The 17604-nt window shown below is 37.8% G+C and carries 14 protein-coding genes; 3 read left to right on the plus strand and 11 right to left on the minus strand.

Annotated features, from left to right (window positions below):
• Positions 1-3: 3 nt before the first annotated feature.
• From NBX03_RS12635 to NBX03_RS12645, 3 genes are all read right to left on the minus strand, one after another.
• On the minus strand, positions 4-3135 hold the full coding sequence (locus NBX03_RS12635) for an FtsX-like permease family protein (RefSeq protein ID WP_250228124.1): 3132 nt from the start codon (positions 3133-3135) through the stop codon (positions 4-6).
• Positions 3135-3839, minus strand: a complete 705-nt coding sequence (locus tag NBX03_RS12640; protein WP_250228125.1) for an ABC transporter ATP-binding protein — start codon at positions 3837-3839, stop codon at positions 3135-3137. The genes NBX03_RS12635 and NBX03_RS12640 overlap by 1 nt, the downstream gene beginning before the upstream one ends.
• Before the next feature lie 223 nt (positions 3840-4062).
• Positions 4063-4398 (minus strand): ArsR/SmtB family transcription factor, encoded by a 336-nt coding sequence (locus tag NBX03_RS12645; protein WP_250228126.1) that lies wholly within the window; start codon positions 4396-4398, stop codon positions 4063-4065.
• Between the two features lie 287 nt (positions 4399-4685).
• Here NBX03_RS12645 and NBX03_RS12650 point away from each other — a divergent pair, with 287 nt between their 5' ends.
• Together NBX03_RS12650 and NBX03_RS12655 are read left to right on the plus strand one after the other, a co-directional pair.
• Positions 4686-5858 (plus strand): amidohydrolase, encoded by a 1173-nt coding sequence (locus tag NBX03_RS12650; protein WP_250228127.1) that lies wholly within the window; start codon positions 4686-4688, stop codon positions 5856-5858.
• A complete protein-coding gene (locus NBX03_RS12655; protein ID WP_250228128.1) occupies positions 5858-7000 on the plus strand; it encodes an amidohydrolase family protein in 1143 nt (380 codons plus the stop codon). The genes NBX03_RS12650 and NBX03_RS12655 overlap by 1 nt, the downstream gene beginning before the upstream one ends.
• Positions 7001-7860: 860 nt before the next feature.
• Here the strand turns inward: NBX03_RS12655 and NBX03_RS12660 are convergent.
• From NBX03_RS12660 to NBX03_RS12680, 6 genes are all read right to left on the minus strand, one after another.
• Positions 7861-8352, minus strand: coding sequence for a pyridoxamine 5'-phosphate oxidase family protein (locus NBX03_RS12660; protein ID WP_250228129.1), 492 nt, complete (start codon positions 8350-8352; stop codon positions 7861-7863).
• 25 nt (positions 8353-8377) lie between these two features.
• On the minus strand, positions 8378-9286 hold the full coding sequence (locus tag NBX03_RS12665; protein WP_250228130.1) for an AraC family transcriptional regulator: 909 nt from the start codon (positions 9284-9286) through the stop codon (positions 8378-8380).
• Positions 9287-9544: 258 nt separating this feature from the next.
• Positions 9545-10192, minus strand: a complete 648-nt coding sequence (locus NBX03_RS12670; protein WP_323373235.1) for a class I SAM-dependent methyltransferase — start codon at positions 10190-10192, stop codon at positions 9545-9547.
• Positions 10193-10230: 38 nt separating this feature from the next.
• On the minus strand, positions 10231-10383 hold the full coding sequence (locus NBX03_RS15980) for a hypothetical protein (protein WP_323373236.1): 153 nt from the start codon (positions 10381-10383) through the stop codon (positions 10231-10233).
• A 403-nt stretch (positions 10384-10786) separates the two neighbouring features.
• On the minus strand, positions 10787-11893 hold the full coding sequence (locus NBX03_RS12675; protein ID WP_250228131.1) for a G5 domain-containing protein: 1107 nt from the start codon (positions 11891-11893) through the stop codon (positions 10787-10789).
• Between the two features lie 147 nt (positions 11894-12040).
• Entirely contained in the window at positions 12041-14089 is a 2049-nt protein-coding gene (locus NBX03_RS12680) for an S-layer homology domain-containing protein (RefSeq protein ID WP_250228132.1), read from the minus strand.
• Between the two features lie 748 nt (positions 14090-14837).
• Here NBX03_RS12680 and NBX03_RS12685 point away from each other — a divergent pair.
• Complete coding sequence (locus tag NBX03_RS12685) at positions 14838-15587, plus strand: aminoglycoside phosphotransferase family protein (RefSeq protein ID WP_250228133.1); 750 nt, start codon at positions 14838-14840, stop codon at positions 15585-15587.
• A gap of 218 nt (positions 15588-15805) precedes the next feature.
• Here the strand turns inward: NBX03_RS12685 and NBX03_RS12690 are convergent, their stop codons facing one another.
• Together NBX03_RS12690 and ispE are read right to left on the minus strand one after the other, a co-directional pair.
• Positions 15806-16471, minus strand: coding sequence for a GntR family transcriptional regulator (locus tag NBX03_RS12690; protein WP_250228134.1), 666 nt, complete (start codon positions 16469-16471; stop codon positions 15806-15808).
• 88 nt (positions 16472-16559) lie between these two features.
• Positions 16560-17420 carry a 4-(cytidine 5'-diphospho)-2-C-methyl-D-erythritol kinase gene (gene ispE / locus NBX03_RS12695; protein ID WP_250228135.1) on the minus strand — a complete coding sequence of 287 codons (861 nt, stop codon included), beginning with the start codon at positions 17418-17420 and terminating at the stop codon, positions 16560-16562.
• Between the last annotated feature and the right edge of the window lie 184 nt (positions 17421-17604).

The raw sequence follows: 17604 nt of genomic DNA on the forward strand, positions 1-17604 counted from the left end.
AAATTATTCTATGCTCTTTAATGCTTCAACCATATTAATTTTTCTAAGGCTCCTGCTTGTAATAATATTGACCCCAAAGGAAAATACCATAGTAAGCACCGCCGCATATAAATAAGAAATTGTATGAATATCTCTTCCGAACATAATAAGCCTTGATTCTACAGTAGTCATTACGTATACATGCAGAAGCTTTCCTAAAACAAAGCCCAAAAGAATTCCGAAAGCCATAAGAATCATATTTTCCCTGTAGATGTAGCTGTCTACCTCTTTATCCTTAAAGCCCAAAACCTCTAATGTGGCAATTTCTCTTATTCTTTCCTGTATATTTATATTTGTAAGATTATAAAGAACAACGAAAGCCAAAAGCCCTGCGGATATGATAATGACAAATATAACAATATCAAGAGAGCTCATAACGTCTTTGAACTGCTCTTCCATAGAGCTTATAAAGGAAACTCCCGTTACGGTTTTCTTATCGAGAATGTCATTAGCCAAAGCATCTCTTTTGGAATCTTCCGTATCCTTTGCAAGGCTTGCGTAAATACTGTTATATTCCAAATCCTCCTTAAATATTTCCTCATAATAACTTTTGCTTAAATAAAGATAGTGGAAATAATAATTTTCACAGATTCCTGTTACTCTTGCCCTGGCATTTTTCTGCTTTCCATCGGAAATATTAATTTCGTCCCCTTCTTTTACATTTAAGAGAATCGAAAGCTTCTCGGTTATAATGATTCCGTCATCTCTTATTTCAAGCTCTTTTCCGGTATCTTTATCTTTTAATTTTATAAGTTCCTGAAGGCCCTTAATATCCTCCGCCGCTATTAAAATACCGTTTTCTTTATTGCTGTCAAAGGCAGATATATCAAAAGAATTCTCCCTTACGGCAATGCTTTGAGGAACAATCCCCCTTAAATTCATAAGGCTCTTGATGTCTGAAATATCCTTATCCTTTGCTTCGTCTTTAAGGCTTATTTTCATATGATACTTTACGATATCTTTAAACTGTATATTGGTAATATCCCCTACGGAATCTCTTATGCCAAATCCCGCAAGGAGAAGAGCTGTACAGCCGCTGATGCCGATTACAGTCATAATAAACCGCTTCTTATAGCGGAAGGTATTTCTTATGGAAATCTTATATAAAAAGCTAAGACGCTTCCAGATGGCATCTATTTGTTCTATGATGGTCTTTCTTCCGATTTTGGGAGCCTTGGGCCGCATTAAATTGCTGGGGCTTTCTTTAAGCTCTGCCCAGCAGGAATAGAATGTAGCACCTAAAGCAGATATCAGGCCGAAAGCGATTCCCGTATACCATGAAGCCCTGTTTGTAACGGCAGAAACAGTATTCATCGTATAAAGGCTCCTGTAGGCATTTATGATAATGGCTGGAAATAACCTTATGCCCACAAAGCCGCCTGCCCAGCCCCCGATTAAAGTAGGAATTGCGGCATATATAAGGTATTTTGAGAGTATTTTGAAATTACCGTAGCCCAAGGATTTAAGGGTGCCTATTTCTATACGCTTTTCCTCCACAAGCCTCGTCATTGTGGTAAGACTTACAAGGGCCGCCACAAGATAAAAGAACAAAGGGAACACCTGCCCGATAGCCTGTATCTTATCCGAATCCTCCTTATAGCTTAAAACCCCCAAATTAGACTCCCTGTCTAAAATATACCATTCTACATCTGTAATATCCTTTAGTTCTTTTCTCGCTTCCTCAAGGCTCTTTTGCAAAGATTCTATTTCTTTCTCAGCCGAGGTTTTTGCAGGGCCTATGGAATTGAACCCTTTGTTTATATCTTGCATGCCCTTTATGATATCTTCCTTTTGGGCTTCTAAATTTTTTATGTTTTCTTCTATTTCTTTTTTAGAAGCGCTTATATCGCCAAGGCTTTTTTCTATAAGGTCTTTTTGAAGCGCAAGCTCCTTTTCAGAATCCTTTAAAGCAGAAATTGAAATCTCCGTTTGAAGCTTGTTTTCCCATAATTCAGATTCTTTATTTGAAAGGTCCTTGCTTAGAGGATATATTTTTAAAGCTTCGTCAATTTCTTTCATGCCGCTTTCTATATCTAAAAGGCCCTTTTCTGCTTCCCCAAGGCCCATGGCAATATCCGTTGCTCCTATTTCTATGTCTCTTAGGGAAATATTTAAGCTGCTTTCTTTTTCTTCAAGCTCTTTATAGGCTTTATTTAGGGCATCTATATTTTCATCTATAATTTTTTCAGAAGCGTCCAAATTCTTTTTCTGAGCCCTTAAGTATTCCTCATTCTTAGATATATCGGAAAGAGCCGCTGTCTTCGTATTTTCAAGCTCCAAAAGAGCGGACGATATATTTTTAAGGGCGGCTTCCGTAAGCTCTGCCTTTCTTTCAGGGGCTCTTTTAATTTCCGTCTCCTGAAGATTATCCACCACATCATCAATAAGGTTTTCATAAGCCTTTGAAAAGGAATCCAGCTTATGGCTTTCTTGAACTCTCACAAATGCTTCACTGTAAAGGCTCATATTGAAGCTTTCTTCCGGCACAAGGATGAAATAATCAACGGCTCCGTTTCCTATGGCGCCTGTTCCTCTTTCGACAGATATGTAATAGGGGCTTCTTACTACCCCTGTAATTTTAAAGCTGTTGGTTCTAAGGCTTTTTCTGATATCTTCCTTTTTGCCGCTTTTAAGGTTTATGTAATCGCCTATTTCCAAATTTGTTTCTTTAATCATATCTTCTTCCACCAATATTTCATTGGCTTTTTCAGGAAGCCTTCCGCTTACAATATAGGGCTTATTAAGCTGGGCATAATACTTTTCCCCTATGGAAATGGAATGCAGTTTTAAAACATAAGAACTGCCGTTATTTTCAAGAAGGGCATCCATATTGTAGGCAGGGTATACCTCTGCCACCCCTTCCGTTTCTTCTATGGCTTTCAAATCCTTTTTGCTTATGCCGTAATTGGTCATGACGCGGATATCCATAAGCCTCTGGTCGTCAAGGTATTGATCCATTATGCTTTTCATGGAAGTCCCCGTGGACCCAAGGCCTGCATAAAAAGAAACCCCCAAGAAAATAATGGCAAAAATGCCCATAAAGCGGTTTAAGGTATAAAAAATTTCTCTGTAAATATCCTTGTTAAAGGGTTTCATTACCACTCAATCTCCGTAACCGGCAGTATTTTATCGTTCAGATAAGATTCCGACACCTTGCCGTTTTTTATTTTTATGATTCTGTCTGCCATGGGAGTAATGGCCGTATTATGGGTAATAACAATAACAGTCATGTTTTCCTTTCGGCAGGTATCCTGCAAAAGCTTTAATATTTCTTTTCCCGTAATATAATCAAGGGCCCCTGTAGGCTCATCGCATAAAAGAAGCTTGGGCCTTTTGGCAAGGGCTCTTGCAATGCTTACTCTCTGCTGCTCTCCTCCCGAAAGCTGTGAAGGAAAGTTATCCTTTCTTTCGTATAAACCGACCTTTTTAAGGACTTCTTCCGCTTCCATGGCTCTTTCGCTAATCTGGCTTGCAAGCTCTACGTTTTCAAGGGCTGTCAAATTCTGCATCAAATTATAAAACTGAAATACAAAGCCGATATCGTTTCGCCTGTATAAAATAAGCTCTTTTCTGCTAAATTGATCTACCCTTTTCCCATCTACTTTTATTTCTCCTTTATCGCTTGTATCCATTCCGCCGAGAATATTTAAAACCGTGGACTTTCCAGCTCCCGAAGGACCTACAATGATGACAAATTCCCCTTTTTTAATTTCAAAGCTGATTCCGTCGGCGGCGTTTACTTCCGTGTCACCCATTTTATATATTTTATATACGTCTTTAAACTCTATAAACTCTTCCATTGTATCATCCTTAAACTATACTTAATAACCATAGAATTTTGCATATTAAACTTAAAAACAGTCTTTTTGTTTTTAAGTTTAATATGTTTTCTTTCATTCTTGCAGTAAATAAACTTGGCCTTTTTTAGATTTATTTACTATAGATGCTTTTTTCATTATTATTTTAATATGAATCCAAGTATAAAATTAAATAAATACAGTATGCTAAGGTCTCTTCCTAAAATTATCCAACATTACTGCCCTCGATAGCCTCAAGAATGCTCTGACATAAAAGAAGCATATTGGATATCGTAACCTTATCCGAATTCAAATAATAAAAGTTCATTGTACCTTTTTTATACATGTAAACAATCCCTGCTTCACGCAGTACTTTAAGATGATGAGAAACAGCAGGGCGGGAAAGATTGGTTTTTTCAGTAAGGGCTCCTACACGCATTCCAGCCGCCCCTCCTTCCATGAGCGCTATAACAATAGATTGCCGCGTTTCATCTCCCACAGCTGCTATTACTTTTGAACACTTAGAAAATAACTCCCTAAGTTTTGTCAAATCTTGTGACATAACAACCGCTCCATTCAATGGTTTAATTATATCAACCATTATAAAATATTAGTAATCCTTTTTCAACATTGGTAAAGAAAATCGAGATGACTCATCGATACTTAAGTTTCTTTTTAATAACTTATAGTATCAGATAAAATTACCGCTACAAACTTGACATAACCCCTAATAAATAATACCCTTATATTGGAAAGTACCTTATTAAATTTAAAAGTAGACATTTTTTTAATTTAACAAGGTATATCATCATTGTCTTTTTTAGGGCAAAATTTTAAAGGGGTGAACGTATGCTATTGCTTAAAAACTGCCTCCTTTCCAATATGGCGGACATATGGGAAGAAGAGACCGCCATTCTCATTGAGAATGGCAAAATCAAAGAAATAGGCAAAAACTTAAATGCTCCCGATGCAGAAGTAATAGATGCTAAAGGACGCATAGTTACACCGGGGCTTATCGACAGTCACTGTCATACAGGAACCGAGGATACGGGAACAGATGCCGCAGGCGATGTAAACGAAACAACGAACCCTGCCCTTGCCGGCCTTCGTATCATAGATGCACTTCATTTTTACGACAAATCTTTTGAAACAGCCCTTAGAACAGGGGTTACAACCGTTGTTACAGGCCCGGGAAGCGCCAATATCATAGGCGGAACCTTTGCCGCAATAAAAACCTATTACGGAGATCTCAACCAAAGGGTAATTAATCCTGAAATATGCATGAAAATGGCATTGGGAGAAAACCCAAAATTAAACTACGGAAAGCGCTCAAAGGCCCCGTCTACAAGAATGATGAATGCAGCCATTATGAGAGAACAGCTTTTTCTTGCAAAGCAGTACAGAGAAAAATGGCTTGAATATAACGAAAAAATAGAAAAGGGAGAAAATCCCCCTGAATTTAAGTTTGATATACATAAGCATTCCTTAATGCGTGTTTTTGACGGTATGCTTGTTAAAATACACTGCCATCAATCAGACGATATTATTACGGCCATGAGAATCGCATCGGAATTTAATTTAAGATATACCCTTGACCACTGCACAGAGGGCTATCTGATTACAGATGAGCTTAAACAGTATAATCCCATGTGCATCTTAGGCCCTGTTTTCGGCGGTAAAAGCAAGCTTGAGCTTAGAAGTAAATCCTTTAAAGGGGCCGGCATATTAGAAGAAAACGGTATTTTCTTCTCCATAGCAACAGACCACCCTGTAATCCCCCACGATACTCTTTTAATTCAGGCGGCTCTTATGGTTAAAAACGGCCTTTCAAGAAAAGCGGCTCTGAAAGCCCTTACTGTAAACGCAGCTATCAGTACGGACATTGCCGACAGAGTAGGAACCATAGAACCGGGCAAAGACGCAGACATCGTAATATGGCAGGAAGACCCTATTTTATCCGTAGGAGATCCTGAAATGGTTATCATAGACGGTGAGATACGCTATCAAAGGGGGGAACAATAATGAAGCTCATTAAAAACTGCCGATTAATCGATATGGCAGGCACCTATATGGAAAAAAGAGATATGCTCATAGAAGACGGGAAAATAAAAGACATTCAGCCTGAAATTTCAAAAGAAGGCATAAGCCCTGAAAATATATACGACGCAGAAAATAACGTAGCTGTTCCGGGATTTATTGATATCCACTGCCAGGCAGGGGTAACAAGCCAGATTTACCGTTTTGAAGGAGACGACGCCAACGAGGTATCCGGCCCGATGCTCCCCCATTTAAGGGCAATAGACGCCATAGATATCCATGACGAAGGCTTTAACATGGCCCTTTTAGGCGGCGTTACAACAGTAATTGCAAGCCCGGGAACGAAGAATGTTCTTGGCGGAACCTGTACTGCGTTTAAAACCTCTGGAAAAAGCTTTAAAGAAAGAACCCTCATCGAAGAAATCGCCTTTTTTGCAGACCTTACAAGCGCCCCCAGAAATGTATACGGTAAAAAGGATATTGCGCCTAAGACCCGTATGGCCTCCGCTTCTATTTTAAGAGAAGCCCTTTTTAACGCAAAGGAATACCACAGGGCTAAAAATACCGGAAGCTTATCTAATTTCGATATGAAAATGGAGTCTCTCCAAAGAGTATTTGACGGCATGCTTCTTAAAATCCACGCAGAGCATTCTACGGATATTATAACTGCCGCAAGACTTTTAGAAGAATTTAATTTAAACGGAATCATCGTCGGAGCAAGCGATATTTTAGAGGCCCTTCCCCATCTCAATAAAGAAAATACAAAGCTTGCTATAGGCCCTGTCCTTGTAAGCATAGATGGTTACGAAAGCAGAAACAAAAGCCCTGAAACCGGCGCAAGGCTTCAAGATGAAAATATTAATTTTGCGGTTATTACAGCCCATCCATCCTATAATATTGAATATACCAACGTACAGCTTGGCTATATGAAGAAAAGGGGTATGAAGAATCCTCTTGAAGCTTCTACCATAATCCCCGCCAAAATGCTTGGTATTGACAATAGAGTAGGAAGCCTTGAAATAGGCAAAGATGCAGATATTGTATTATGGGATAAAGAACCCCTTGATTTTTATGCTTCCGTAAAAGAGATATTTATTAACGGGGAAATTGTAAATATTATTCATTAATTTTTATTAGATTAGAAAAACAGACCTTTCGAATTTGTGCTTGGATTATTGAACCATAATCTTTCTTGCCCCGTAAAGGAATTCCTGCGTAAGAACAGCAGCAAAAATTTGCATAGTATCGGCTGTACTTGTGAAAAGTCTATCATCGAATTACCTTCATATTTTATTTTCAGGCATAAGAAAGCCGCATTTCCGGCGGTATAGACTTCGGACCAAATTGAAGCTGTTGACAAAGTTCACATACTAAAAACTAATCAATACTGATGAATATTTATGCAAAACAAAGGGGCTATTGCAAAATTGACACTTATAACTTCAATATAGTCAGCGTCCCAAGGAGTGCGTAGTGTGCTAAATTAATTCCGCAAATGGGGCTTTGCCTCATTGAGAAAAATAGCGTATTTCGAGCTTTTCTTACGAAAAGCGAATAACTATTTATTTCTATAGGATTTCGCTTAAAGCTTTCTTGAGCTCTAAACAAAAAGGGGTTACCGCAAAATTCATTTTGCTGCAACCCCTTTATTTAACAGATTAATATTATGTGGATAATGCATTGGTAAATGAAATCTCAGAGGGCCGCATTAATAAATACTGGAAACGCAGGAAAACAACACTATAGTAAATTTCTTATAAAGAAGTAACAAAAACCTATTCATCAGAGACTCAAAAATACGGATTTCCTTCGGAAACGGTACATTTTTGAGTCTCCATGCATATACGGTTTTGTTACTGTTTAATGCTAAATTCACACTATCAGCAGTTGACCTTATTAAGACCTAATTCAAATGTTTATTAGGTATGACACATTGTCTGTCATAAATTTAAAACTGCCGTACAGATAGGTTTAAATGTTTCACTGGTTAAAAAATGCCCCCATTTTCCATGTCAGTCTTATTCACAAAATCCATATGGTATAATTTTTCCCAATGGTTAATGTTTAATGTTCCCTTAGTGAGACGGATTGCTAAAATGCAACAATTTTCATCCTTTTCATTATTTGCCATATCGTACCACTCGGCAAAAGCTGTACGGAGTTTATTTCTTATTTCGGCATTATTTGGATCAAGCACCCAGCCAAGATTTTCACCTACTCCATTAGCGGTAAACATCTCTAAGCAACCTGCAACCGAAACCTCCGAGTTTTGCGCGATTTGCTGCATTTTGTTTGATTTTCCGTATGTAACAACATAAAATGTGCCGTTTTCATAATAGGCGTCCACACTGCGGACAACCGGGCGAGGCATTCCGTTAGCGCCCGGCTCCCGCGCAATCGTAGCAAGGGAAATAACATTGTCTTTGCCGTTGCCGAACATTTCTTCAATTAATTTTAACCCTTCTTCGTAATTGCTCATTTGTTTTCCCTCCAGCATTAATTATTTATTTTTCTCGTTTCTTAAAAGGAATCCACAACTCTACATAAGTGATGTCAGACGTACTTTTACTGTACATCTCAGGGAAAAATCCATCGGCAATCAGATTATGCTTTTTAAGCCAAAACCGAGTGTATTTCATTGCCTTACCCAAACCAATTATCATCTGTTCATGATTTTCCGATTCAAAGCCGCAGACGACATATTCTCGTGCAGGCAGCTGCCAATTTGTAAAGCCGCGGCTTTTCTCGTCTTTTTTGATTTCCGCACCAACAAAATAACTCGAATAACCGTCTGGCGCATCGCCGTGATAAGAAACACCAATCCAGCGCCCCTCAGAGATATGCGGGATATTCGGAAGCTCCCTAAAAAACCTGTCCCAAATCTCACCAACCGCATCGACGCCGGTTCTTTCGCCGAACATCTTACCATATTTGAATGGATAATATCCTGTAACACCAAGAAAATTCATTGGTTCTTCAAGAAATTTACGGTTCATTTCCAAAACCAATCCGTCGCTAATCAGCGGTACGCCCTCATCAACCACAATATAACCAAGCAATAAATCGGGTTTGTCAAAATTCTGTAAGCCAACAGGCTTATCTCGGTACTGTGACGGGGTAATCCCATAGGTTTCTTTAAAGGCTCGCGTAAAAGTTATATGACTGCCAAAACCGTATTCCATTGCAATGTCGATAATGCGGTTTTCTTTATCACGCAGCATAGTGATAGACTTTGCCAATCGGCGCAATTTAATATACTCCCGAACCGATGTTTTTACCAATCGGGTGAATAATCTCTGATAATAAAACAGTGACAGTACAGCGATTTCTGCCAGTTCTTCGATTTGAATTTCTTCACCGAGATGTTCTTCGATGTGGTTCAGCGTTTTTTGTATGGCTTCCCATGCGTGCATATAGATTCCTCTCTCTAAAACAATATATCACAGACGAGAAACAAATGCTTAACCGTGTCTGCTCTTTTTGACCTAATGTATGAAGTGTAAAATACTGTATACCTGTTCATACTGAACTCTGCTGCAGGTTATAACCATATATCTATTGCAAATAATATATCAGGATTTATGAGTTTTGGGAATAATAATTATAAAGCTTCTGATTTATAATTTCTTCATCCGACGGGGACCCCCTGCTAATTTTAATCGAAGCCTTTGCTATTTTTCCAGAAGGATTGCAATGGTTGGACTACTTTCCACATAAGGCTTGCCCGTAACATCGCTAAATAATTCAATGTTCTTAAATCCTGCTGCATGCGCTTCTTTTATCAAAGTTTCAGGGGTGAAGCAGCAATTCCATATATCATATTCCCTAATCTCTTTATCTGTAATTATCGTGGTCTGTTCTAAAGTCACAGTATCGGAATATCGATAGTGTCCATGCAATGAAAGGTATTTTTCTGCACTCCAGAAACCGCCTTCTTCATGAACTTCCCAAGTTTTTAATTCTTGAAACTCCTTGTACTTCACCATAGAAAATACATCTAATAAAAGCTTTCCGCCGCTTTTTAGGCTCTGATATATTTTTCTTAGTATCACCACCCTATTTTCGGTTGACAGCGCGCCATAATCACAGTAAATAAACGTGGCTAAATGAAATTTATCCTTATAATCCATTTCCAGATAATTTTGATAAACATACGTGATTTCTAAGGTTTGCTTGTCAGCAGAACTTTTTGCATAGGCTATTGACCGCTTTGAAAAGTCAATTCCTGTTACCTCATAAAAAGCTTTACTGAACCTTTCAGCATATAGCCCCGGCCCGCAGCCGACGTCTAGTAATTTGGGATATTCGAAAGACGGCATGATTTCTTGAATCCATTTTACAGACTGTTCAATAAAGCTTAATTTGCGGCTTGCTCCTTCGCTCCTTCGCAATCCGGATCAAGATGGGCCTTGAGCATATGCTTTGAAATATGTTCGTCATTCCAGAAGTTAACCTGGCTTTGCTGATAGGGAGCCGGACGCTTCAAATGCATAAGAATATTGTTGTACATAAAAACACTCCTTTAAATTAGTCAAATAAAAAAGCCGTAGATTTTACTCTCAAACTTATCTTCTTAAGGCGAAGATAAGTTTGAGAGTAAGATAAAACCAAACAGTAGGTACAAAAACAAAACTGCTGAACAGTTGTTTTTTACCTATTGAATTGATTTTATTTACCCTTTTCCAGCCGCATCTACACCACCGATTTTGTGGTATCCGACACGCCGGATATTCATCACCTTTTTATTAAATTATGTTTTTATTTTATATTGTGCTGATTTGCCTGTTAATGGAGAGATTATCATGGGCTGTCATAAATAGCATTCATTTAGCTATCTTATTATTTTAGTATTAAGCAATTGCTTTCTTATGTACCCAGTCGTTCCTGCAAGACTTGTTTTTATTTATGAATTTTTATTTTGTTCCCACTTCTATAATTTCAGGAACAGGCTCTGTAATGATAACCCTGTCAACAGCTGTTTTTTCGCTTTCTATGCCGTTTATTCTGATAATATGCTCCGTTACCTCAGCTTCACCGTCGCTTCCGTACTGCACGGATTTTCTGTAGCTTTTGGGCTGATTAGGATTATTTAAAGTCTGAACCGGCTTCGGCTCTACTTCTTTATATTTATTTTCTTCCACTGTGCGAACGGATACAATGGGCTTATCGATGGTTAAAACCATTTCCTCGCCTATTCTAAGGGAGCTGTTTATATTATAGCCGGGATTTACCTTCAGAAGCTCCTCCATCGTCATGCCGGCCTTTTGCGCTATTTTTGTAAGGGTGTCATTTGCAACTATAGTGTAAGTTTCTGCCGCTTCAGAGGTCGTAGTCAATATCTGAAGAGCCTTTTCCACAGTAATAATTTCATCTGAGGAAACATATACGTTTTCTGTTTTTACATCTTCTACAAAGCCCTCTTCGATAATATTCGTGCCTTCTCTGCGGTAAGGCTCCATCAAGGAATCAAGCACCTTGTCGGCTTCGCCTTTATTTTTTAAAATAGCCATATCCGTTTGGCCCACAACAATCTTGCAGGCTTCAACCTTATATGTAAGGCTATTGGATACTTTCATTATGGCTTCGTCAGGAGAGCTTATCTCCTTTTTTGATGCATGGACGGGCACGAAAGAAATCTTTTCGTTTACCAGTATATCTGTTCCGAGGCTATTTTTTATTTTAAGTACGGCCTGGGATTCAATTTCCTTTACATCAAGCTTTCCGGTCTTCTTTACGGTAGCGACCTTGTTTCCGTCGATTTCTATTGCATAAGCATTTTTATTTGTCGACGCATAAATTAAACCGCCTGTTAAGGCTATTACGATAAATATTCCAAGGAAAATAAAGGCATTCCCTCTGAGCCTTTTTGCGAGCTTTATTAAATTAATGGATTTCGTAGCCATGCTTTCAGCAGGAGTGCGCTTGCCAACCCGGTTTTCTATCCCTTTTACGGTACCCCGCTGTCTTTTCGCAGGCTCGGCATTAGGCTTACTTTGAGGCCTTCTCTTTTTTGCAGACATATACATCCATCCGATCCTTTGTGACTTATCTATTCCAACAAAGTTTAGACTGCAAGTGAATCCAAACCGTCACGCTCTAAGTTCACAGAGCATCTTACCAGCGCTGCCCTGTTCTCTGAGTTCGTGTCTTTTTGTAAGTATTAAGAGCTATTTAGAAAGAATAGTTATTGTTCTTGCATTATTTTCCGAATCGGAAAATGTTACATAAACCTTCATGTTATTATAAAGGCTTCCTACTGAAACGGTATCCCCTGCAATAGAGTCGGTAACGATGGTATTGCTGTCGTAATAAACCTTTATAGTGTCGCTGGTGTTTCCATAGGTTGACCTAAGTATAAAATATCTTGTGCTTATGCTGCTGATATAGCCTGTATAATAATTGGCCTTTGCTTCCTGTAAAATACTTACGGCTTCTACTTCCTTGGAATCAAGCTTAAGCCTTACTCTGGAATTTACCCTAAGGGTATATACATCAAAGGCGCCCTCGATAACATAATATTTTTCAGTCTTTCCCGTATCGTCCATAAGCATGATATAAGTTCCGCCGCTTGTAATGTGAAGCTCTTTGATGATGCCTTCGGAATAGCCTTTGCTTCCGTAGGCATAGGCTTCTACGATATTAGCGTATTCCGATATAAGGTCAATGGTATCGCCTATTCTTATATCGCCGAATTTAACCTCGCCCATTTCCTTTCTTCTAAGGACCGTATCGTTATTTACCACAAACTCATATACATTGCCGGACTTGTCCTCTACCTGATAATACTGAGTACCAAGAACGCTTTCCGTACGCTTGTCAACAACTGTTCCTGTAAGCTGCCTGCTTTTTTCTTCAAGCTCAAGATAATACACCTTGTTTCCATATACCTTGGCTTTTACAATGTCATTTTTAGCTACTGTGGAAAAGTCCGTATCCTTATACCCTCTTGTTATTTTAGTGCCTGAGGTTACGGTGTAGTTCTGGCCCTCAGAGATGATGCCTCCTGTAGGGCTTATAATTTTAACTTCTATGGTAATCAATTTATTTCCGCCGGTTAAGGATTTAGCATCGACAATTGTTCCCGCAACAGTCCTAAGCTCCATTTCTGATATGCCGTCGTTTTTCATCTCTTGGTCAACAGTAGTTTTTGATGTCTGAGAGCTGTTATTCTGAGATGTATTGTTATTTTCATTTGTTCCTGTCTGGGTCTCGCTTCCTGAGCTTGGACTGGAAGAAGACGTCGCTTTTACTTCTATTAATGTTCCGTTTTTAGAAAGGGCTTCAAGCTTCATGCCTTCCTTAAGCTCTAATATGCTCTTCGCCGCTCCGTCAACAGTTACCTTTGCCGTATTATCGATTTTATGTATCTTTATGTCGCCGCCGGAATATTTTACCTGAATGGCACTTAAAGAAGTATGCACTCTTTCAATGGTTCCTGTTATGGTTTCTACCTGAATGCTTTCTGAATCTGTATTGGAGGAATTGCTTGTATTGTTATTGGCAGAATCTGGGTTTTCTTTAATACTTAATGTTTTATCAAGCATAACCGCCATGGCAGCCCTGGTAACAGCACTGTTGGGGTTAAAGCTGTTGGTTGTATCCCCTGCCAATACGCCCTTATTTTTTAAATAATATACATAAGGCTTTACAGACTGGCTTATTTTGCCGTCGTCTGAAAATGTATCGCTATAGTTTGCGCTTAAAGCTTCATTGGTCTTTCCTATGAGCCTTACGAGAAATACTGCTGCTTCCTGTCTTGAAAGAGCCCTTAAATTTTCCCTATTGTCATTTTTAATCACAAATTGAGCAAGGTCACTTTCTGTATATATGCCTTTTTCAAGAAGATAGGCTATTTCCTTGTCGGCTGAGGAATTCCACTTTGTAAAGGATGCCTTATAGCTATTGAAAATCCCTTTGTTTTTCTCATAGGCATTGTTATATTCGGCTTTTTCCGCATCGGTAAGATTCGTATATTTATATCCTGCCGCAACGGCAAGTATCCTTGAAGTATCAAATTTATCAATAGGATTATTGGGCTTATACTCTCCCGATGTTCCACCTACCATGATTCCTTTGTCTGCAATTTTTATAATAGAGCTGTAAGCCCAATGGCTTTCAGGAACGTCACTGAACCTCGAGGCACCGAAAACCATCGTATTCCCCGTTAATATAAGCGCAAGAGACACAGCAAAAGCCTGCCTGATCATTTTTTTCATAACATACCCTCCCGGTGGTTGGCTAATAAAGCCGATTTTATCATTTATAATAAATTATTCTTGCATGTCCCATTTTTGTATAATTAAGTATATTTTATAAAAAATTGAAGGATATTGCAAGCAAATATAAGCATGCCTTCAAAATGTAAGAAAAATGAAAAAAACTAAGGATTTTATTTATACGAAGCAAAGGTAAAAAATCATGCAAAAGCAAACTTGTATAGTAAATTTAAAGTTAAATAGTAGCAAAAACCGTATATTCGCGAGGATTCAAAAATGTACCGTTTCCTAAGAAAAGCCGTGTTTTTGAATCCATAGCGAATAGGTTTTTGTTACTTCTTTATAAAAAATTTACTATTAACCATTTTTTAAAAGAGCATCTTCTTATCATCAGCAAATATCTTTTTATCTTTGTTAAGGATAAAGTTATAGATAATGATTCATTGTGATTCCTATTTTCACTATACCGCTCCTGTGATATACTGATTAAAAATCAACTTTTGTTGTTTCGTTTGATTTTAAAATCAGAGCAGAAAATATTTATTAAGGTTAAACAAGATTAATGTAGTAATAAAAACCCTATATTTAAGCCATTCATAGGCAACAAAGATGAAAAGAAGCTTATTGACTATAAGGAAATGTTCACCTAACTTCACTGTAAGTGTTTTTAGGGTCATCAAGTATCAGATATACAGGTTTTTATTACTGTAATTAATTTGTTTCACTATAGATTACAGGAGTTGTTAAAATGCACAATGAATTTGAAACCGAAAAGAAGCAAATAGGCATGGGAAAACAGGCAGCAGTTTATCTTTACGATGGCTTTGCATATAAAGTCTATAAGCCGCCTTATCCGGTAACATGGATTGAATATGAAATTGAAAATCAACAAAAATTATGCAAAACCAATCTGCCGGTCGTCAATTATTTTAAAACGGAAGACCCTTATGTTATTAAGATGGATTATATTGACGGAATCTCCTTGGGAGAAAGGATAAAAAGTCAAGGCTATAAGCAAGGCGTAGAAGATTTAATCCGCCTTCAAAAAGAGATTCATTTAATTCAAAATATTGACTTACCTAAAATAACCGAAAGATTTTTTAGTCAGCTTGAAAAAATAGATTATGAGAATAAATATAAAACCCTCGGATTGAAGCTGCTTAAGGAAATAGAAGATAAAGACAGCCTTTGCCACCTTGATTTTCATTTTAATAATGTCATGTTTTCAAATGACCGATATTTTATCATAGACTGGGTTAATATAGGCGTCTGCAATCCTATTTTCGATTTTGCAAGAACCTACGTAATTTTATATGAATACGTCAACAGAATGAGCCAGAAGTATCTTTCCTTATTAAAAAAAGATAAATCAATAGAAACAAAAGACCTGTATAAAGCAATCTATATCATGGCTTTGCTTAGAACAGCCGAAGGCGCAGGACCCCGGGTATACGACTTAATTGAGAAAACCTATGATATGGTTTTGCAGAATGAATAGTCTTGTGAACTTAGATGTACCGGGCCAGGATTTATGCAAATAAAGGTATATTTGTAAAACAAATCTCACTTTGTTCTTTAGGAAATCGGTTTTAGTTCCTTCTTTATGAAGAGCTTATTTTATTCCTTAATGCTATATAAATTTACTGTATTTCCTTATTTTATAAGCTCAAAACAAAAAAGCATGACAGAGTCATGCTTTTTTTGAACTTTATATAATTACATCATAAGAGAATTCGTAATTGCCTTCTGTTGATTGTTTATATGGTCCATTGAAGATTTTTCAGCTCCGTCAACGTTCTTATTGACGATTGCGCTATATATTTCCACATGTTCTTTAACAATGTTTTCAAGATATTTTTTATCGTAGAGATAGGTTATTCTGTATCTGTATATTTGCTCTCTAAGATTATTTATTATTTGCATAAGTCTTTCATTTTTAGTTGCATTAAATATAATGTCGTGGAATTCCACGTCCTTTTGAGCCATAAGGTCCACATTGTTTGAGCGAACGGCATTTTCAAATTCCTCTTTGGCCTTTAAAAGCTGAGCCTTTTCGTTTTCTGTGATTTTTAAGCAGGCGCTTTTTGCCGCAAGGGCCTCAAGAACGCTTCTTATTTCCAATACGTCTTTTATTTCTTTGCTTGTAACCTGCTTAACGATTGCGCCTTTCCTCGGAATGATTTCTATGAAGCCTTCAAGCTCCAGCTTTCTTAAAGCTTCCCTAACAGGAGTACGGCTTACGCCCAGCCTGTCGGCAAGCTCCTTTTCCATAAGCCTTTCATTGGGCTTAAGAGAGCCGCTTAATATTGCATCTCTTATATTTTTAAAAACAACATCTCTTAAGGGCAGATACTCATTTATATTTATTTCCATATTGCTCATGCCTTTAACAACTCCTCCGTTTTAATATTAGAGCGCATCCGAAAAGCCAAAACCCGGTTTATATATTTAATATTATAAATTATATGTCCTAGGATATTCCTGAAACGAATATTTCTCTAAGCCTGAATTCCGATTTTATTTGCTTTAATGCTTCCCACGCATTTTCTTTATTTTCAAAATATCCGAATACCGTAGGACCGCTGCCGCTCATTAAAGCAGATAGGGCGCCAAGCTCTGTCATTCTTCTTTTTATATGCTCTATCATGGGATATTCTTTTATAGTGACTGTTTCCAAAACGTTACTGAGGTTTTCAGCTATTGCCTTTAAGTCTTTTCTGTTTATGGCGGATATGACGGCCTCCATATCCGGTCTTCTTTTAATGTCTTCAATAACAAGGTTTGAAAAAACCTTCGCCGTTGAAACGCTTACATTGGGTTTTGCAAGCAGAATATATACTGGAGGATGGTCTGTAAGCCTTGTAAGCCTATCACCGATGCCTTCGGCAAGCATGGTTCCCTTTTCCATACAGAAAGGAACGTCTGCCCCGAGGGTCTTTCCAATATCCAAAAGCTCATTATAGGATACAGGAAACTTCAAAAGCTCCTTAACCCCTATAAGGGTAGCGGCGCAATCTGCGCTTCCTCCCCCTAACCCCGCAGACACAGGTATATTCTTATCTATTTCTATATATACCCCAAAATCGGGATTATACTTATCAAAAAGCGCCTTGCAGGCTTTATGGCAAAGATTTCTTTCATCTGTAGGTAAAAACCGCACATTGGATACTATTTTTATTTTAGGGGTAAATATTTTTCTTATATAGATATTGTCCTTTAAGTCTATCGTCTGCATAACCGACCTTAAATCATGGTAACCGTCAGGCCGCTTGCCTAAAACATCAAGAGCAATATTAATCTTAGCATTTGCCGATACGTTTATATAATCCATCCATAGCTCCATCAAAATAATTTAACTATATTACTGCATATTTAACTGTCTTAGCTAAATATTATAAATCCTTGACCTATTAAAATCAACATATAGAGGTATATTTAAAATATTAATGGGAAATTAATTCATATAGCATACAGCTCTATAAATAAAAATCTTTGAAATTACTGCCCTAAAAGCT

Source organism: Anaeropeptidivorans aminofermentans (assembly GCF_940670685.1).
GTDB classification, from domain to species: domain Bacteria; phylum Bacillota; class Clostridia; order Lachnospirales; family UBA5962; genus Anaeropeptidivorans; species Anaeropeptidivorans aminofermentans.